Annotated in this window: 13 protein-coding genes and 1 pseudogene; 4 read left to right on the forward strand and 10 right to left on the reverse strand. The window is 68.9% G+C overall.

Features of this window, described 5'->3' with window-relative positions; all coding sequences use genetic code 11:
• Window positions 1-373: 373 nt before the first annotated feature.
• The 3 genes from ACH4ZX_RS05885 to ACH4ZX_RS05895 form a co-directional block, all read right to left on the reverse strand.
• On the reverse strand, window positions 374-799 hold the full coding sequence (locus tag ACH4ZX_RS05885; protein ID WP_398268080.1) for a hypothetical protein: 426 nt from the start codon (window positions 797-799) through the stop codon (window positions 374-376).
• An 865-nt stretch (window positions 800-1,664) separates the two neighbouring features.
• Entirely contained in the window at window positions 1,665-2,966 is a 1,302-nt protein-coding gene (locus ACH4ZX_RS05890) for a hypothetical protein (RefSeq protein ID WP_398268083.1), read from the reverse strand.
• 955 nt (window positions 2,967-3,921) lie between these two features.
• Window positions 3,922-5,535 carry a recombinase family protein gene (locus tag ACH4ZX_RS05895; RefSeq protein WP_398268086.1) on the reverse strand — a complete coding sequence of 538 codons (1,614 nt, stop codon included), beginning with the start codon at window positions 5,533-5,535 and terminating at the stop codon, window positions 3,922-3,924.
• A gap of 60 nt (window positions 5,536-5,595) precedes the next feature.
• On the opposite strand from ACH4ZX_RS05895, the pseudogene ACH4ZX_RS05900 reads away from it, so the two are divergent.
• Together ACH4ZX_RS05900 and ACH4ZX_RS05905 are read left to right on the forward strand one after the other, a co-directional pair.
• A pseudogene (locus tag ACH4ZX_RS05900) lies at window positions 5,596-6,159 on the forward strand (ABC transporter ATP-binding protein); the annotation flags it as partial.
• Entirely contained in the window at window positions 6,156-8,492 is a 2,337-nt protein-coding gene (locus ACH4ZX_RS05905; RefSeq protein ID WP_398268089.1) for an ABC transporter permease, read from the forward strand. The pseudogene ACH4ZX_RS05900 and the gene ACH4ZX_RS05905, both read left to right, overlap by 4 nt.
• Before the next feature lie 131 nt (window positions 8,493-8,623).
• Here the strand turns inward: ACH4ZX_RS05905 and ACH4ZX_RS05910 are convergent, their stop codons facing one another.
• Entirely contained in the window at window positions 8,624-9,628 is a 1,005-nt protein-coding gene (locus ACH4ZX_RS05910) for a LysR substrate-binding domain-containing protein (protein ID WP_398268092.1), read from the reverse strand.
• A 133-nt stretch (window positions 9,629-9,761) separates the two neighbouring features.
• Between ACH4ZX_RS05910 and ACH4ZX_RS05915 the strand changes: the two genes are divergently transcribed.
• Entirely contained in the window at window positions 9,762-10,316 is a 555-nt protein-coding gene (locus tag ACH4ZX_RS05915; RefSeq protein ID WP_360742075.1) for a peroxiredoxin, read from the forward strand.
• Window positions 10,317-10,322: 6 nt separating this feature from the next.
• Window positions 10,323-10,862 (forward strand): alkyl hydroperoxide reductase, encoded by a 540-nt coding sequence (locus tag ACH4ZX_RS05920; protein ID WP_398268095.1) that lies wholly within the window; start codon window positions 10,323-10,325, stop codon window positions 10,860-10,862.
• A gap of 34 nt (window positions 10,863-10,896) precedes the next feature.
• On the opposite strand, the gene ACH4ZX_RS05925 is transcribed toward ACH4ZX_RS05920, so the two are convergent.
• The 6 genes from ACH4ZX_RS05925 to ACH4ZX_RS05950 all read right to left on the reverse strand — a co-directional run bounded on the left by ACH4ZX_RS05925 (window position 10,897) and on the right by ACH4ZX_RS05950 (window position 18,935).
• Window positions 10,897-12,249, reverse strand: a complete 1,353-nt coding sequence (locus ACH4ZX_RS05925; RefSeq protein ID WP_398268098.1) for an AI-2E family transporter — start codon at window positions 12,247-12,249, stop codon at window positions 10,897-10,899.
• A gap of 148 nt (window positions 12,250-12,397) precedes the next feature.
• Entirely contained in the window at window positions 12,398-13,108 is a 711-nt protein-coding gene (locus ACH4ZX_RS05930; protein WP_398268101.1) for a transglycosylase SLT domain-containing protein, read from the reverse strand.
• A gap of 475 nt (window positions 13,109-13,583) precedes the next feature.
• Window positions 13,584-14,909: a PhoH family protein gene (locus tag ACH4ZX_RS05935; RefSeq protein ID WP_360742087.1), complete on the reverse strand. Its 1,326-nt coding sequence runs from the start codon at window positions 14,907-14,909 to the stop codon at window positions 13,584-13,586.
• 429 nt (window positions 14,910-15,338) lie between these two features.
• Window positions 15,339-16,112 carry an isoprenyl transferase gene (locus tag ACH4ZX_RS05940; RefSeq protein WP_398268105.1) on the reverse strand — a complete coding sequence of 258 codons (774 nt, stop codon included), beginning with the start codon at window positions 16,110-16,112 and terminating at the stop codon, window positions 15,339-15,341.
• Between the two features lie 965 nt (window positions 16,113-17,077).
• Window positions 17,078-17,893: a class I SAM-dependent methyltransferase gene (locus ACH4ZX_RS05945; RefSeq protein ID WP_398268108.1), complete on the reverse strand. Its 816-nt coding sequence runs from the start codon at window positions 17,891-17,893 to the stop codon at window positions 17,078-17,080.
• Between the two features lie 166 nt (window positions 17,894-18,059).
• A complete protein-coding gene (locus ACH4ZX_RS05950; protein ID WP_398268111.1) occupies window positions 18,060-18,935 on the reverse strand; it encodes an LLM class flavin-dependent oxidoreductase in 876 nt (291 codons plus the stop codon).
• Between the last annotated feature and the right edge of the window lie 33 nt (window positions 18,936-18,968).

Below are 18,968 nucleotides of genomic sequence, written 5' to 3' on the forward strand. Positions count from 1 at the left end.
CGGCAGCCTCGCGCCCTTCCCGCCATTCTTCAACGGCGCGTAGGTGTGCGCTCAAAGCGCGCTCGTGCTCCTGCGCGCGTCGAGCCGTGCCGTTCACCAGGGCGCGCGCGTCACTCTCGCTTATCGCAGGGTGCCCGGACCAGGTTTCGCGAATCGACATACCCAGCTCTGCGCACTCCTCGCGCACCTTCAACGCGGAACGCCGGGTTTCCTTCGCTACCTCGGCGAGGGGTATCAAACAGTCACACATGCTTTCTCTCCTAAATGGTCCTACGGGAATGACGGGGCTGCCCATCGAGGGCGATTTGAACGGCTCCGGAACGGCGAGTGCCGGCGGAGCGGGAACCTTTGCAAGATCGTGGCTAAAGCCTGGCTAAAGCACCTCGTCGCGTGCATTTTTCATCAACTCCTTGACAGCGTCATCACATGCCCCCAACTCATTATCGAACTGATTGGAATTGAGAGGCTCCCAGCCGTTGAAGGCCCTCCACAGCAGAGTGTCAACCTGCTCGGATTTGGAGTGCGACCACTCCAACAATTTGATGTTTTCCTCCGAAGCAACCAGTTTTGCTGCCGCCTCTGTCTGCCACAGATTTTGGCGGGCCGGGATGTACTGACGGTTCCACTGATTCAGGCGTTCCGTCGCCGTCGCCTGGAGGTAGTTTCGTACTGCCTTGCTCGCATTCTTGAAGGACTCAAAGCTTGCTTCAAACTGGACGTACGCGGTCCGTCGAGCGTCGGCCTGCCTCGCCTCCGCGTTCGCTTTGAGTTCCCTCTCTCCGTGGGCGTAGACGAGCATGCTGCCTGCCAGACCCCCGATCAGAGCTCCGACAAGCGACGTGACAGCGCTACTCGATTTCCCTCTCATCTGTTGCATGTAATACGTCTACCTCGGGACACGAGACTCGGCACGCTGTTAGCAGCCGTACGGGTGATCGTTCCGCCAGAATTCGCCCCGCGCAATTTTTTCCGAGTTTGGGCCGGGGCTGGGAAGCGTGCCCCACTAAAAATCGCAGGCGCTCAGAGTCCGCGCGCTCGACGTTCGGCCCGCCATTCGCGGTGGTAGTGGGTAAGGCACATGCCGCGCGAGTGCTGGAGGCGCGCGCAGTCCGGCACGGTGCACGGTCCTAGCCGTTGTTCTCTGGCGTGCCGGTAGCAGGGGGCGCATAGGCCCTTTACGTGCGCGTGCCCTGGGCATCCCTGGGTGCGGCATTGCTCGGTCATGGCTGCCCCCTCTGCTGTGTCGGCACGGCTGCCGGTCGAGAGCGCCCAGGCGGGCACGTGCGGGGCGCTCCTGCGTCGGGGGGGGGCGCCCCCCGGTACCGGCGGGCGCCTGCGGGGCGCCCAGGCGGCAGCGTGGGGGCGCCGTGCGGGGCGGTATGGGAATGGCTCCGGACCAGTGGGGCGCGGAGCCTGATTGCCTTGTCCAGGTTGGGCATGGCGAATGCGCCTCAATCTTCGCTGCGTTTCTTGCATTGGTCCAGTGATGCAAGGCGCCCATTTTTGTGATGTGCACTGCCCCGGCATTGCACCCTGCCGTGATCTTGTTTCCTTTCTCTCTGCCTTTCCTGGCCCGTTCCCTGCCCTGCCGCCTGCCCTGCCTTATAGGCAGGGGCAGGGAGGCAGGGTTGCAAAGGGACATACAGCCCTGCCGCACGGCAGGGTTAAGGCAGGGTTCCGGCAGGGTCGGCAGGGTAGTGCTTATGAGCCTGCCCGACAGTCTTAGGGATCACCTGGGCGTGATCTATAAGCCATTCCAGCGCCCAGTCAATGTCTGCGTTTCCCCCTGTGACTCCTCTACGTATCGCGCTCTTGCTCACCCCTGGGCTGTCCGCGACAAAGCCCAGGACGGCCGTACGCAGCTTCTCCGGAGGTTCTGGCCTATACCCCTTATCTTCCATTGCCCGCGCTGGCCATAGGTTGGCTACGGGCATAGGCTTTTCCTTGAAGTCGATCACTAGGTCTGCGAAGTGTTGCGGAGTCTTTCCCGGTACAGCATGGGCGCGCACCCATGCTGGCCGGTCTTTCTCGACTCGGAGTCTGCTCTTTCCGATCACACCCCTGCCAATCGGATGGACAGGGTCAAGGAAGTACGAGACTCCCGTAATCGCTGACTTTTTATGCTGTGAGCCGATGGCGCGGTTTCCGTCGTGCGGTACATGGTCGAGCACTGCGACGGCCCATTGAGCGGCAGCGAACGGCTTCGTCACCTTTGCATGCCATGCCGCTACGTCCTCGGCATCCTTCCCGTTCAAACCTTCCAATGCCATGGCCTCTGTCATGCCGTCGAATATGGCGAGGCTGCCGCCGATAGAGACGAGTCGTTGAAACTCGGTTTCGTCGGCGTCCGTAAGCGGGCCGTTCGGGCTGTAGTAGTGGAAGTAACCGGCTATCTCGTCACGGCTTGCGCCGAGCAGCTTTAGGCGCCGGACAATAGAGGCTGCGTCGTCCTCGAAGTCGATATAGGCAACGTGCCTGCGCGCCCGGATCTCCTGTACGGTCACCAGACAGGCAAGCCACGACTTGCCCGCTTCCGACTCGGCATGTACGCCGTTGATTTTTCCACGGTAGAAAATACCTAGCGCCATATCGCCGGACAAATGACCGACGTCGGTTTGTGTCTCACTCCCTGCCGCTTCCCATACTTCAGCAATGTCTATCGGCGCCCACGACAGACCGCCCCCGTTTCTCTGTGCGAGGATTTTACGGACGCGCGTCTTAACTTCCTCAATGTCAAGTTGCCGTTGCACCTCACGGAGTATGACTCCCTCGCGTTTTTGCCCCTCAATGAGGGCGTCTATTTCCGGGTCGAGACCTTCTACGGGCAGCACTCCGGCCACCTGAGAAATAAGGCGCTGAACTTCCTCGGGCAGTGATGCAAACTCCATCGAATTCGGGTTGAGCATCCATGCAAGAGTGAGCCGCCTGTATCCGTTCGACTGGGCTATTCTCTCCGCCTCACTCACTCGACGCCCTCGCCGTATGGGCCAGATATGACCCCCGTAACTCCGCCTGCCGCTACGGCTGCCCGTACGGCGTCGTGCACGTCCGTGAGGGCGCCTCGCAATACCGGGCATGTGTCGTCGTGGCCAACCACCATGCGCCAAATACCGGATGGATCTCTAACGATGCCGTCAACGCTCGATCGGCAATGCGAACAACGGTACTGCCGGGCAAACTCCTTGATTGCTTTCGGGGGTCCGCTGGGCGCCGGCACAGGCTTTCTGGGACGTCTTTTCTTGGGCATATTCTCTGCCTCTCTGATAGATGGGCTGTCTCTCTCGGCTGCACTCTGTTGAGTTGTCAATGTGCACGCGCGTGAGGCGCTGTCATTACTGGTGGAAGTTGGGCAGCAAAAGTTCTGCGAGGCGTTCCCGCTGTTCGTCGGTGAGGGGTGGCCATTCATTCACTGTGGCGAGGTGTTCGGCCAGAGTGAATGCCTTGAGTTCTCTCCGGGCATCGTCGGCAAGCTCGGGTCTGTCCGCGTGCCAACGTTCGTGTGCGGCTATCTGCGCCTGTACGCGTCGCGCGTCTCTTGGAAGAGTCATGTACTCATGCTGTGCGCATGCGGATATCGGCCAGCCCTGGGCGCCCTCTTTCCTGAAAGCGTGTCAGTGCAGATTGCTAGATCAAAAATGGGCAGCGCCCCGGAATCCGCATTAGGATTCCGGGGCGCTGCCTTTCAGGGTGCGGACTGGGGGAGACCTTCGGCACACGGGCAGTCCGGTACTTCCGGCGCTGCGCCCCTGCCCCCTACGGCGCCCCCTGGGCGCCTGCCGGACGCTACGGCGTCCCTGCGGCGCCCTGCCCGTCCCCCGGCTGCCCCTGGCGCCCCTGGCTGCCCCTGGCTGCCCCTGTACGGCCCCGAAGACGCGAAAGCGCCCCGCCCAGAGTCGAGGGCGGGGCGCTGCGCGCGGACGGCTACGCGGCTAGCTCCTGGGCGTGCGTAAGGCTCTTGGGCGTAATGACGATGGTGGACACGTCGAGTTCCTCCGAGGGCGCGCCTGCGGGGCGCCTGCCCCGCCTGCGCGTAGGCGCCTGCATGACCTTGACTGTCATAAGGGTGCGGATGATTTCCCGCTTACGGCCCAGGCTCAATCCGGCCCAGATGCTTTCAGCGTTCGCAGGGTCGAGGGCGAACGGCGTAAGCGGAGACTCGCCGACAGCGTCAATCAGGGTGCGCTGAATCTCGCCCAGGCGCTTAGTGATTTCTGCCGTTCCCGCTTCTAGCTGCGTCATGTCGATAGCGCCTTTAGCGAACGCTACGGCTAGCCCGTCCTTACGCCCCTGAAGTTGCGTCCGCTCCTCGCATAGCGCGCCGAAATCAGCGTCCTGCCTGGGCGCCATCAGTACGGCGACGTCCGGCCGCGACAGGCGCTCAATCACCGTTGCCTCAATGTATGCGTCGAGCAACAGGGCAGACTGCCGACCCTTGCCGCACTGATTGCAGAGGTACAACGGCATTTTGTCACTCGGCCTCTTGAGACGCTGCCGCATGACTCCCCCCTCGCACTGACCACACTCGAAAATGAGGCTGCCCAGCCACTTAGGCTGATTACCGGGCGACGTCCGACGCTTAGGGTCGCTGAAAAGCTCGATAAGCGCTTGCCGTTCCTCCTCCGTAATGATCGGTTCATAGACGTTCCGAGCGACAATTTCGCCCCGCCAAACGGCGTGACCGGACACGCGCGGACTCGTCAGAATACCTACAACGGTTTCCCGCGACCACTTATACGTGAGGATGTTCCGACCGTTGCGCAGCATCTTGCGCCCATCTTTCTCTGACACAGTCTTGACGCCTCGCCGATTAATGTCCGCGATCAAAACGGAGACTTTGACGCCTGCGAACAGTTCATCTTTCCAGTGGCAGATTTCCGCCGCTTCCTCTGCGTTGTGCTGGGACATGTCCAGTACCGGCCGGTCCTCATAAACCCGGTCGGCAATATCCGCTTTCGGGTTGACGCAGTAGGAGCGGACGCGCCCAGTGTCTACGCCCCAGCCGAACGGCCTTACGCCTCCGCCCCATTCACCGTTCCTGGCACGGCGCTTGTGTGACAGGGCGACGCGCTCACTCTTGTGCCCGGACTCCTCTTCTGCCTTGACGATATCCCGCAGGAAGTCGGCACGTCCGGCAGCGCGCTCGAAGTTGTACTCTCCGCCCCGCTGTTGACTGAACAGCTTTACGCCGTACGTTCGGGCGAGGCGGATGAATTCACGTCCCTCGCCTACATCGCGTGTCAACCGGTCTGCATGCCACACGATGATGATTGCGATAAGCCCTAGCCGAATGTCCCTCAACAGGGCCTGAAATCCGGGGCGTTCCTTCCTCTGGTCGAAAGCGCTAATGCCGACGTCCTCATAGCGCGCGGAGACAGGGTGACCGATTTCCTCGCCGAAGTCGTCGTTTTCGTTGTGCTGCGAGGCAACGCCCTGCCCCAACTTCAGTTCGTCGAGCGACACGCGCCCATAGGACGCGTTGAGCTGGGCGAGGGCGACGGATGCGGGCACGTCCGGCCTGGTCAGCGCTGTTGTCATGGGTCCGGGTAACCTCCGCTTGCGGCCCCTGCTAGGGGCGAGGCGATTGGGTCACACAAACCCGGAGTGGGGAAGTCGACGCTGCTGCACTGCCTCGCCGGGATCGTGACCCCCGACTCGGGATCGATCCTGTACGACGGGCGCGAGATGGCGACGATGAACGACGCCGAGCGCAGCCGGCTGCGGCGCTCGGAGTTCGGGTTCGTGTTCCAGTTCGGGCAGCTCGTGCCGGAGCTGACCTGCGTCGAGAACGTCGCCCTGCCGCTGCGCCTGAACGGCACCCCCCGCAAGGAGGCCGAGCAGACCGCGCTGTCCTGGATGCGGCGGCTGGAGGTCGACGACCTCGGCAGGAAGCGCCCCGGCGAGGTCTCCGGCGGCCAGGGGCAGCGCGTCGCGGTCGCCCGGGCGCTGGTCACCGGCCCCCGGGTGGTGTTCGCCGACGAGCCGACCGGCGCGCTCGACTCGCTCAACGGCGAGCGCGTGATGGAGCTGCTCACCGACGCCGCCCGCTCGGCGAACGCCGCGGTCGTGCTCGTCACGCACGAGGCGCGGGTGGCCGCCTGGTCCGACCGCGAGATCGTCGTACGGGACGGCAGGTCCCGGGACATGGAGCGCATCGCATGAGCGTGCGGCGGTGGGCCGGGGATCTGGCCCTGGGGGTCCGCTTCGCCTTCGCCGGCGGACGTGAGGGCTGGACGCGCGCCCTGCTGACGGCCGTCGGCGTCGGGTTGGGGGTCGCGCTGCTGCTGCTGACGACCGCGCTGCCGAACGTGCTGGCCGCACGGCACGACCGGGAGACCGCGCGCACGGACATCACCTACAACCAGGATCAGCTGCCGAAGGCGGACGACACCCTGATCGTGGCGAACCTCGAAACGACCTTCCGCGACAAGGACATCCGGGGCCGGGAGCTCGAACCCGAGGGGGCGCGGGCGCCGCTGCCGCCGGGGCTCGCGAGGTTCCCGGCGGCGGGCGAGATGTTCGTCTCCCCGGCGCTGAAGCGGCTGCTGGAGTCCGACGAGGGCAAGCTGCTGCGCGAGCGGCTGCACGAGAGGATCGTCGGGACCATCGGCGAGAGCGGTCTGATCGGCCCGGCCGAACTCGCCTTCTACCGCGGTGGCCAGGGGCTCGAGTCGAGGATCAACAACGGCCTGATCACCCGGATCGACCGGTTCGGGGACCCGCACCCGAGCCCCGAGCGGTCCGACCCGGTGCTGCTCCTGTTGATCCTCGTCGTGTTCGTGGTGCTGCTGATGCCGGTCGCGGTGTTCATCGCGGCGGCCGTGCGGTTCGGCGGCGAGCGACGCGACCGGCGGCTCGCGGCGCTGCGACTGGTCGGCTCCGACAGCCGGATGACCCGGCGGATCGCGGCCGGGGAGGCGCTCGGCGGCGCGGTGCTGGGGCTGGTCCTCGGGGGCGGTCTCTTCCTGATCGGACGTCAGCTCGCGGGTTCCGTGGAGGTGTTCCGCATCAGCGTGTTCCCGAGCTGTCTCAACCCCTCCCCCGCGCTGGTTCTGCTGGTCGCCGTAGCGGTCCCGGCGGCCGCCGTGCTGGTCACGCTGCTCGCGCTGCGCGGGGTGGTCATCGAGCCGCTGGGCGTGGTCCGTACGGCGAAGCCCGCGCGCCGGCGGCTGTGGTGGCGGCTGCTGCTGCCGCTGGCCGGCCTGGCGATGCTCTACCCGATGGTCGGGAAGGGCCGGGACAACGGCGACTTCAACCAGTACCTGGTGATCGGCGGCGTCATGCTGCTCCTGGTCGGCGTCACCGCGCTGCTGCCGTGGATCGTCGAGACGGTCGTCGCCCGGCTCGGCGCGGGCGGGGTGGCCTGGCAACTGGCAGTGCGCCGACTCCAGTTGAGCAGCGGCACGGCCGCACGCATGGTCAACGGCATCGCGGTGGCGGTGGCCGGGGCGATCGCGCTGCAGATGCTGTTCGCCGGCATCGAGGGCGACTACACCAAGGACACCGGGTTCGACATGAAGCGGGCGCAGATGCAGGTGTCGGTGCCGAGGGAGGTGCCGCTCGACCGGGCGGCCGCGCAACTGCGGGGGACCCGGGGGGTGCGCAAGGCGTACGTGTACTCCGAGGGCTATGTCGGCGACCGGCGCAGCGATCCACGCGTCACCGCAAGACTGACGGTGGGCGACTGCGCGTCGCTGCGCGAGCTGGCCGACCTGCCGTCCTGCCGCGACGGGGACGTCTTCGCCATGCACGGCGCCGACGACGGGGACACCCAGACGGCCGCGCTGGCCAAGGACTCCGGGACCGTGTACCTCGACCCGGGCTACCAGGACACCGGGAAGAACGCGGAGATCCCCTGGAGCCTCCCGGCGACCCTGAAACCGGCCGCGGCGCGCAAGGACATGACCGGATACAAGCGGGACGGCTTCCTGTCCACGCCGAAGGCGGTGACCTCCCGGGCCGCACCGGCCCTGAACAGGCAGGTCTACCTCGACATCGACGAGTCCGTGCCCGACGCGCGCGACCGGGTGCGGAACACGGCGGCGGCCATCGATCCGCTGACGGAGCCGATGGTGTGGACCGCCGCCCGGCAGTCGCACCGGTTCGCCTCCATCCGCACCGGCCTGAACGTGGGCGCCGCCTGCGTGCTGGCACTGATCGGAGCGAGCCTGCTGGTGTCACAGCTCGAACAGTTGCGGGAACGCCGGAAACTGCTGTCGTCCCTCGTCGCCTTCGGCACCCGGCGCCGCACCCTCGGCCTGTCCGTGCTGTGGCAGACGGCGGTCCCGATCGGCCTGGGGCTGCTGCTGGCGGCCGCGGTCGGGCTGACGCTGGGCACGGTGCTGCTGCGGATGACCGGCACGACGGTGCGCGTGGACTGGGCGTCGGTGCTGTCGATGACCGGCGTCGGGGCGGGGGTCGTCCTGCTGGTGACCCTGCTCAGCCTGCCCCCGCTGCTCAGGCTGATGCGCCCGGACGGCCTGCGCACCGAGTAGCCCCGGCGCGGGGACGGCAGCCGTCCGGCTTCCCGTCCGGGATCCCGTGCGGCTTCCCGTCCGGGAGGCCGGACGGTTTCCCGTCCGGCCTCGGCCGTCCGGTGAGCCCTTCGCCCCCGCGGGCGCGGGGCTCACCCGGTTGAGCCGAGGACCCGTACGGGAAGCGGGCGCAGCGCCTCGCGCAGGGCTGCCGCCAGTTCGGTGTACTCACCGCCGCGGGCGGCCCCGGTGCGCATGGCGAGGGCGACGCGGCGGGTGGGGGCGGGGTCGGCGAAGCAGGCGGTGAGGAGCCGGCTGCTGCGGGTGGTCTCCACCTTCAGCGCGGTGCGCGGCAGCAGGGTGCAGCCGAGACCGCCGGCCACGAGCTGCACGAGGGTGGACAGCCCGGCCGCCGTGGTGGTGACCGGCGCGCCCTCCCGTCGCCCACCACCACCCTCAACCGAGGGGCTTCGCCCCGCCCCCTTGATCCCGCGGCCGGCCTCGCGGCAGATGTCGAGGGCCTGGTCGCGCAGGCAGTGCCCCTCGTCCAGGAGCAGCAGGTTGAGTTCCTTCAGGGCCTCGCGCGGGATGCCGTCACGGCCGCCGAGCCAGTGGTCGGAAGGCGTGACGAGCACGAAGTCCTCGTCGAACAGCGGCAGTTCGACGATGCCGGGCACGCCGAGGGGCACCGCGAGCAGCAACAGGTCGAGGCGGCCGCCGGTCAGGCCGTCCAGCAGGCTGGCGGTCTGCTCCTCGTGGACCTGGAGGTCGAGGTCCGGGTAGCGTTCGTGCACCAGGTTCAGGACGGTGGGCAGCAGGTAGGGCGCCACGGTCGGGATCACGCCGAGCCGCAGGGCTCCGGTGAACGGGGCCCGGACCGCCTCGGCCTCCTCCATGAGCGCCGCGACCTCGTCCAGCACCGCCCTGGCCCGCCCCGCGAGCCGCTCGCCCGCGGGCGAGAGCAGCACCTTTCGGGTGGTGCGCTCCAGCAGCGTCACCCCGAGGGTGTCCTCCAGCGCCGACACGGCGCCCGAGAGGGCGGGCTGGCTCATGCCGATGACGGCGGCCGCGTCCCGGAAGTGCAGGTGCTCGGCCACCGCCGCGAAGGCGCGCAGCTGGGCCAGCGTGGGCTGCCGCCTCTTGTTGCTCACCGTCACTGATAGCCACCTCCGATCAACACGACCCAGTGTAGCTATTTCCGTAATCAATGCACCGTGTGCCAACATCAGCAGCGTCCAACCCATGGGAAACGCTGCCAAAAGCAGCGTTTCTTCGCTGCAAGGAGAGCGCGTGCTCACTGTCGGTGACAAGTTCCCCGAGTTCGAACTGACCGCCTGCGTCTCGCTGGAGAAGGGCAAGGAGTTCGAGAAGATCGACCACAAGACCTACGAGGGCAAGTGGAAGGTGATCTTCGCCTGGCCCAAGGACTTCACCTTCGTGTGCCCGACCGAGATCGCCGCCTTCGGCAAGCTGAACGACGAGTTCGCCGACCGCGACGCCCAGGTCCTCGGCTTCTCCGGCGACTCGGAGTTCGTCCACCACGCCTGGCGCAAGGACCACGACGACCTGCGCGACCTGCCGTTCCCGATGATGGCGGACTCCAAGCACGACCTCATGCGGGCGCTGGGCATCGAGGACGAGGAGGGCTTCGCCAAGCGCGCCGTCTTCATCGTCGACCAGAACAACGAGATCCAGTTCTCCATGGTGACCGCCGGCTCCGTCGGCCGTAACCCCAAGGAGGTCCTGCGGGTCCTGGACGCCCTGCAGACCGACGAGCTGTGCCCGTGCAACTGGTCCAAGGGCGACGAGACGCTCGACCCGGTCAAGCTGCTGGCCGGGGAGTGACCTGAGATGTCGCTCGACTCCCTGAAGTCGGCCGTACCGGACTACGCCAAGGACCTCAAGCTCAACCTGGGCTCGGTCATCGGCAGCTCCGACCTGCCGGCGCAGCAGCTGTGGGGCACCGTGCTGGCGACCGCGATCGCCTCGCGCTCCCCGATCGTGCTGCGCGAACTGGCGCCGGAGGCGAAGGCCAACCTGTCGCCGGAGGCGTACACCGCCGCCAAGTCCGCCGCGGCCGTCATGGCGATGAACAACGTCTTCTACCGCACCCGTCACCTGCTCTCGGACCACGAGTACGAGAACCTGCGCGCGGGCCTGCGGATGAACGTCATCGCCAACCCCGGCGTGGACAAGGTCGACTTCGAGCTCTGGTCGTTCGCGGTGTCCGCGGTCAACGGCTGCGGCGCGTGCCTCGACTCGCACGAGCAGGTGCTGCGCAAGGCGGGCATCGGCCGTGAGGTCGTCCAGGAGGCGTTCAAGATCGCCTCGGTGGTCCAGGCGGTCGCCGCGACCCTGGACGCCGAAGCGGTGCTGTCCGAGCTCGCGTGACTTGTGCCAACCGGCCGTCGTACGAGGGCCCCGCTCACCCCTGGTGGGCGGGGCCTTCGGCGTCCCGGCCGCCGTCCGCGGCCGCGAGCGGGGCCTTCCCGGCCGGCACGGCCGCTTCCTGGGGCGCGGTGGCGGCCGGGAAGGGCTGGGCGCGCAGCACCGCCTGTTCGCGCGCGTACGACCGCAGGTACCCGACCACCGTGTTCGTCACCGCCACCAGCGGTACGGCGACCACCGCGCCGCCGATGCCGGCCACCATGCCGCCCGCGGCCACCGACAGCACCACCGCCAGCGGGTGGACGCGCACCGCCCGGCCCAGGATGAACGGCTGGAGGATGTGCCCCTCGATCTGCTGCACCGCCAGCACGACCGCGAGCGTCATCACCGCCGTGAACACGCCCTGGGTGACCAGCGCGACCACCACCGCCAGCGCCCCGGAGGCCACGGCGCCCACCAGCGGGATGAAGGAGAACAGGAAGATGAACACGGCCAGCGGGACGGCCATCGGCACGTCGAGGAAGTAGATGCCCAGGCCGATGAAGATGGCGTCTATCAGCGCCACGAGCACCGTGCCGCGCACATAGGCCGTCAGCGTGCGCCACGCCCGCGGTCCGGCGCCCGCGATGCCCGGCCGGGCCGCGGCCGGCACCAGCCGGAGCAGCCAGCGCCAGATGTTCTCGCCGTCGTAGAGCAGGAACAGCGTCGAGAAGAACGCCAGCAGGATGCCCGTCAGCGCCTCGACGACCACCGTCACGCCCTCGAGCCCCGCGGACGTGATCTGGTCGGTGTTGGCCCCGACCGCGTCCCGCAGGTTCTTGGCTATCTGGTTGACCTGCTTGTCGGTGACGTGGAAGGGGCTGTTGAGCAGCCACTTGCGCAACTCGTCGATGCCGTCCTGGATCTGGCTGGAGAGGTTGTCGATGTTCTCCATGACCTGCCAGGTCACGAACCACCCGATCAGACCCATGACGACGAAGCCGAGGATCGCGGTCAGCGCGGTGGCCGGGCCGCGCGGCACCCCGTGCCGCCGCAGGCGGGCCACCGTGGGCTGCAGCAGCGCGGTGATGAGCACCGCGACCACGAAGGCCAGCACCACGAGCTGAACGGCGCTGATGACCCGCATCAGCACCCACACCGTGCCGGCCAGCACCAGCAACCGCCAGCCGGCCTCGGCGGCGACGCGCACCCCCCAGGGAACGGCCTGCGCGGGATCGGGGCGGGCCGCGACGACGGTCACCCGGTCGGGGAGCGGGATCTGGTCCTCGGCGGGCGCCTGTTCCTCCTCGGCCGCCTCCCGCGCCACCTCGGCACGACGCTCGTCGAGCCGCTCACTCACCTCGGTCAGTCCGGCACCGAGCCGGCCGAGCCACCCTGGCACTCGCGACATGATCCGTCCTCTTCCCCCGTCTGTCCCCATCACTCCCCCCTGGAGCCCCTGGAGCCGCCGTGTCCGACCGTACAGGGCGAAAGCCCCTCCCCCTAGGACGGGGAGGGGCTGCGCGAGGTTGAGAGACGAGGCCGCGGGCCTCGGCGGCTCAGTACCAGTGGTTGGCCTGCCAGAACGACCACGCGTCACACGGGCTGCCGTACCGGCTGTTCATGTAGTTCAGGCCCCACTTGATCTGGGTGGCCGGGTTGGTCTGCCAGTCGGCGCCGGCGGACGAGTACTTGGAGGCCGGCAGGGCCTGGAAGAGGCCGTAGGCGCCGGAGGACGCGTTGACCGCGTGGTAGTTCCAGCTGGACTCGTGGTCCACGATGTTGCTGAAGCACTGGAACTGGCCGCTCGGCACCATCTGCCGCGCCATCGCCTGGATCTCGGCGACGGAGTAGGAGCTCTGGACGGCGAAGGTGGAGGCGTCGCGGGTGGCGTCGCGGCTGGCCGCGGCCTTCGCCTCGGCGCGCTCCTTGGCCTCCTTGGCCGCCTTCTGCGCGGCTTCCTTCTTCGCGATCGCGGTCTCGGCGGCTGCCTTGCGGGCGGCCTCCTCGGCGTCCTTCTTGGCGGTGGCGTCGGCGGCGATGGCCTGCGCGTCGGCCTGCTGCGTCAGGGACGCGGTCTGCACCTGGGCCTGCTGGCCCGCCGGGATGTCCGCGAGAAGCGTCGCGTCTGCTGCCGCCTCTGCGTCGTTGGTCTGAGCGGTGCTGCCCGAGGCAACGCCGACGACGCTTCCGACAGCGGTGACCGCGGTGGCCGAGGCCACTGCGAATCCCCGGACCGAGATCCGGCTCACACGGTTTCCTTCCAGCATCGCCCGCTTCGGTGACCCTGGCGGACGCAATCGTGCCCCTGACGCTGGCCTCCCAACTGCGGGGTCACGGGAGGCACGGGCCCGGTGGGCAACTCCCGCGGGGGGAGCGCCGCGTGGTGCTCGGGCGGCATACGACGACGCTATGGAGTTGGCGGTGGTGCTTCGGTTGTGCCGTACCTCCCCCGGCGCCCGAAGGGGCTGGGGGCACCCACAGGGGGTACAGATACAGGTGTGTCGTATGCGGGGCCTGACAGGAGTGAGACTCTGCCGCAAGCGGACGCCGGGTGGCAATTCCGCGTTGCGTGTGAAAGCTCACATCCGTTTTCACCCTGGGTATTTCAAGGAACCGCCACATACGAAGGCGCCGCCCGGCTAGGCTCTCGACCTTTGCCGGGCGGCGCCGACTGACGCGCAATTACCCCTTATGGGTCATCGATCATCAGATCTGTCAGACCTTTCAGACCTTTCAGACTTGTCAGATCTGCCCTTCTTCCAGCATTTCGGTCACAAGGGCCGCGATCTGGGACCTCTCGGACCGGGTCAGCGTGACGTGCGCGAACAGCGGATGCCCCTTCAGCTTCTCCACGACGGCGACCACACCGTCGTAGCGGCCCACCCGCAGGTTGTCGCGCTGCGCCACGTCGTGGGTCAGCACGACCCGCGAGTTGGCGCCGATGCGGGACAGCACGGTCAGCAGAACGTTCCGCTCCAGCGACTGGGCCTCGTCCACGATCACGAACGCGTCGTGCAGGGAGCGTCCGCGGATGTGGGTCAGCGGGAGGACCTCCAGCATCCCGCGCGCGGTGACCTCTTCTATGACCTCGCGGCTGGTGACCGCCGACAGCGTGTCGAAGACCGCCTGCGCCCAGGGGCTCATCTTCTCGGCCTCGGTGCCGGGCAGGTAGCCCAGCTCCTGGCCGCCCACCGCGTACAGCGGACGGAAGACCATCACCTTCTGGTGCTGGCGCCGCTCCAGCACGGCCTCCAGGCCGGCGCACAGCGCGAGCGCCGACTTGCCGGTGCCGGCCCGGCCGCCCATCGACACGATCCCGACGTCCGGGTCGAGCAGCAGGTCCAGCGCGATGCGCTGTTCGGCGCTGCGGCCCTTGATGCCGAACGCCTCCCGGTCGCCGCGCACGAGGCGGACGTTGCCGTCGGGTGCGACGCGGCCGAGGGCCTTGCCGCGCTCCGACTGGATCGTCAGGCCCGTGTGCACCGGGAGGTCGGCGGCCTCGGGGACGTAGACGTGCCCCTCCTCGAAGAGGATGTCCACCTGGTCGCCGGGCAGCGTCAGTTCGGACATCCCGGTCCAGCCGGAGGAGTCGGTGATGGCGAGCTCGGCCCGGTACTCCTCCGCGAGGAGCCCCACCGACGACGCCTTGATCCTCAGGGGCAGGTCCTTCGACACGACGGTGACGTCGAACCCCTCGGCCTGCAGGTTGCGGGCGACCGCGAGGATGCGGGAGTCGTTGTCCCCCAGGCGGTAGCCGCTGGGCAGCACGCTGGGGTCCGAGTGGTTGAGCTCGACACGCACGGTCCCGCCGAGTTCCCCGATCGGTATGGGGGCGTCGAGGCGGCCGTACCTGACCCGGTAGTCGTCGAGCAGGCGCAGGGCCTGCCGGGCGAAGTAGCCGAGTTCGGGATGGTGCCGCTTCGCCTCCAGCTCCGTGACCACCACGATGGGGAGCACGACCTCGTGCTCGTCGAAGCGGGTCAGGGCGTTCGGGTCGGCCAGCAGGACGCTGGTGTCGAGAACATAGGTGCGCCGGTCGGGCTTGTGGCGCTTTGTGCTGGTCACCACGGAAGGACGTACCCCCTCGGATGAGGTCGGGGAGCGACGAGAAGGAGCTGGACCGGTCGACGGCCGCGTTGCACAACGGGCCGAGAACCGGCCCTCCGCCGCTGCGTCAGTGCTGTGACCGCACGATCGGGCTGGTGCAAAGGGCCTCCCGGGCGGACGGCCCCGTGCCGTCCGCTGAGATCCGACACCCGTGGTTCGGGCGTCGACCTGCTTGCCTTATGCCCTCGATTTCACGCCGCCATGCCACGGCGCGCCACAGCGCCCTGGTGAACTCCTCGTTACTTCCGCCCCAGGAACGGCGCTACGGGGCTCCCCCGGGGAGCGCGTGGGGAGCCTGCCGGGAGCGCGTGGGGAGCGCGTGGGAAACCCAAGGGAAACCCGTGGTGGGCCCGTGGTGGGCCCGTGGTGGGCCCGTGGGGAGCCCGTGGGTCAGCCGCCGTAACGGCGGTGGCGCATCGCGTAGTCGCGCAGGGCGCGCAGGAAGTCGACCTTGCGGAAGGCCGGCCAGAAGACTTCGCAGAAGTAGTACTCCGAATGGGCGGTCTGCCACAGCATGAATCCGGACAGCCGCTGCTCGCCGCTGGTGCGGATCACGAGGTCCGGGTCGGGCTGGGCGCGGGTGTAGAGGTGGCGGCCGATCATGTCGATGTCGACGGCCTCGGCGAGTTCCTCCATCGAGGTGCCCCGCTCCGCCGCGTTGAGGAGCATCGAGCGCACGGCGTCGGCGATCTCCTGGCGGCCCCCGTAGCCGATGGCGACGTTGACCAGTATCCCGTCGACGTTCGCGGTGGCCTCCTCGGCCTCCTTCAGGGTGCGCTGCATCCCCGACGGCAGCAGGTCCAGCGCGCCGACGTGGTGCACGCGCCAGCGGCCGTCGGCGGCGAGGGAACGGACGGTGTCCTCGATGATGCCGAGGAGGGGGACGAGTTCCTCCTGCGGCCGGCCGAAGTTGTCGGTGGAGAACAGCCAGAGGGTGACGACCTCGACGTCCGTCTCGGCGCACCAGCCGAGGAACTCCTCGATCTTGTCGGCGCCGGCCTGGTGACCCTGAGCGGTGGTGGAACCCGCGGCCTTCGCCCAGCGCCGGTTGCCGTCCATGATGACGCCGATGTGCTTGGGCACCTGGGCGTGGTCCAGGTGGCCTTCCACCCGGCGTGCGTAGACCCTGACCAGCAGGCCGCGCAGCTTGTCGCGCAGGTTCACGTGATTGTCAGCCCCTCCGTACTGATCGGACAGGCACGGCCCGGGCTCGGCGTTCGGCCGAGGGCGGGCCCTGTCCGCTGGCGGTCCGGGGGCTCCGCAGGGCGGTCCCCGGAGGCGAAGCCTACCCCCGCCGCGCCGAGTCTCCGCCAACGGGTGCGGGGCCGGAGGGCCCGTGGGACACGGCCTGTTGGCGCGTACGGGGGGCTGCAGGGGGCTGCGGGGGCCTTTCGGCGAGCCAGTGGGGTCGGGGGGCCGCCCACCCCACCTGCGGCTCCCGACCGGGAGGGGCTGCGGCTCCCGACCGGCAGGGGGCGCGTGCCGCCGCGCGCCGGGGGCTGTGCCGCCGCGCGCCTGAGTCCGGGACGAACGGGCGCCGGAGTCCGTGACGAACGGGCGCTCGCCGTCGTCGGTCGGGGCACAAAAAACGGGCCGGTCCGTGGGGGGGAGACGGACCGGCCCGAGGGGGGGGCTTCCACCATAACCCTTCGTAAGTGCTCCTGCGTGCATCGGCGGCCCACAATTACTCTCCGAATTCGCGCGGCGACGCCCCGATGCCCACGCGGTGGATCACGGCGGGGTGGCGCGCCACCCTCATCCAGGCCCCTCACCAGGGCAGATGCGGCGGAATCGATGGGGAACGCGGGCGGGACCCCAGGCCTTGCCGCGCTCGGAGCGCCGTACGACGACTTGCCCCGGCGTCCCTCCGGCGGGTGAACGTCCGCTCGCGCCCCGTCGCCCCGAGACGCCGGCCGAGTGACGCGGCACCGCGCAGCCCCCTCCACTGCGCGGTGCCGCCCGCGCAGCTTTGCTGGCGCGAATTACCTTGGTCTGAACTTACGCGATGAACGGGGACGGAGGCGAGTCGCCGTCGATAACAATGCGATCAACGCGCGTAGCCTGCAAAACTGCGGGCGCGATATGCCCGCAATGCACCGATTCTCCCGGCGGTCCGTCGTCCCGCAGTCTCATCCCGGGCTCAGTGGCTTCCGGGCCTCGATGAGGTGCCGGGTGCTGTGGGCGACGAAGGGGCCGTCGGACTCGATTCGCTGGTGCAGGGTGCGGAGCCGCGGTGCGTACGCCTCGACGGTGAAACCGGGGACCATCCAGATCACCTTGCGCAGGAAGTGGACGACGGCGGCGATGTCGTGGAACTCCATGCGCAGCCGCTCGGCCCTCAGGTCGACGACCTCCAGTCCGGCTGCCTCGGCCCCGGCGCGCTCGCGGTCGGGGTGGCGGGCGTTGCGGGACGCGTCCGGCTGCGGCCCGAGGAAGTACTCGACGAGTTCGACGGCGCTGCCGGGTCCCACGTGCTGGGCGAAGTAACTGCCGCCGGGCTCCAGGACCCGGGCGATCTCCGCCCAGTGCGGCGTCACCGGGTGACGGCTGCTGACGAGGTCGAAGGCGCCGTCCGCGAAGGGCAGCGGCGCGTCCTCGGCTGCGGCGACGACCACGGTGCCGCGCGGCCGGAGCCGGGCGGCGGCCTTCGCCACGTTCGGCGGCCACCCTTCGGTGGCGGCCGTGAGCACCGGCGTTCTCCCGGCCCGGCCGAGGGCGAAGTCCAGCACCTCCCCTCCCCCGGTCTGCACGTCCAGCGCGGCCGTGGCCCGCGCGAGCCGCCCGGCCAGCGACACGGCGTACCCCCAGGAGGGCCGCTCCTCCGTGGCCCGCCCCTCGAACCAGGAGAAGTCCCAGCCCTCCGTGGGGACGGAGGCACCCTCGGCCACGAGGTCGTCGAAGGCACGGGAAGCGGCGGAGGTGCTGGATCTGTCGTCGGCGGCCATGAGGCGATCGTCGCAGGATCAGGCGGGCGGGCGCCGCCGGTTTCTCGGCGCCGTCCCGCCCGCCGCGTCGCGCCGTCCCGCCCATCGCGTCGCGCCGTCCCGCCCGCCGCGTCGCGCCGTCCCGCCCGCCGCGTCGCGCCGTCCCGCCCATCGCGTCGGCGTCGTGCTACGGCACGAGCGGCCGGACCTCCTCGGCCACGAACCGGACGAAGCCCTCGGGGTCGGGTTCGTCGCCCGTCGGCTGGAGGATCACCCGGTCGGCCCCGGCCTCGGCGAGCCGCTGAACGGCCTCCGCGACGGCGCCGGCGTCTCCGGCGGCCCCGAGGTCCGGCACGGACTGCAGCCCCTCGGCGACGAGTTCGGCGTGCAGGCGTTCGGCGGCACCGGGCCCGGTGACAGCGAGCAGATAGACGACGACCTCGTGCGGATCCGCCTGCCGCCCCGCCGACTCGCGTCCCTCCTCGATGAGCCGGCGGGCGTGCCGCACCCCGTCGGGCGAGGTGGACGCGGTCAGCAGCGTGCCGTCCGCGGCCTCACCGGTGAGCCGCAGGGATCGCGGCCCGGTGGCTCCGGCGAGGACGGGCGCGGGACCGGCGGGCGGCCAGTCGAGTGCTACGTCGTCGAGGGTGACGTACCGTCCGCTGTGGGTGACCCGTTCTCCGCGGAGCAGGGCACGCAGGGCGAGGAGGTACTCCCGCAGCAGGGTGACGGGCGACTCCGCTCTGGCGCCCACCTGTCCCATCCAGTCCTGCACTCCGTGTCCGACGGCGAGGACGGGGCGTCCGGGGAACATCCGGTGCAGGGTCGCGGCCTCCATCGCGGTGAGGGCGACGTTCCGCAGCGGTACGGGCAGCAGACCGACCCCGATGCGCACACGCTCGGTCCAGGCGAGGGCCGCGGCGGCCGCCGAGATGCCGCCCTCCATGAAGCAGTCCTCCCACAGCCAGAGTTCATCGAGCCCGCTGGCGTCCGCGACACGAGCGACATCACGGAGTCTTTCGGGAGGCAGTTGGGGCCGGAAAACGGCGCCGAGTCCAGTCATGCACCCTTCCTAACCCGGTCGGCGGCACGAGGA

It is taken from the genome of Streptomyces sp. NPDC020490 (assembly GCF_044335305.1).
Lineage (GTDB): Bacteria > Actinomycetota > Actinomycetes > Streptomycetales > Streptomycetaceae > Streptomyces.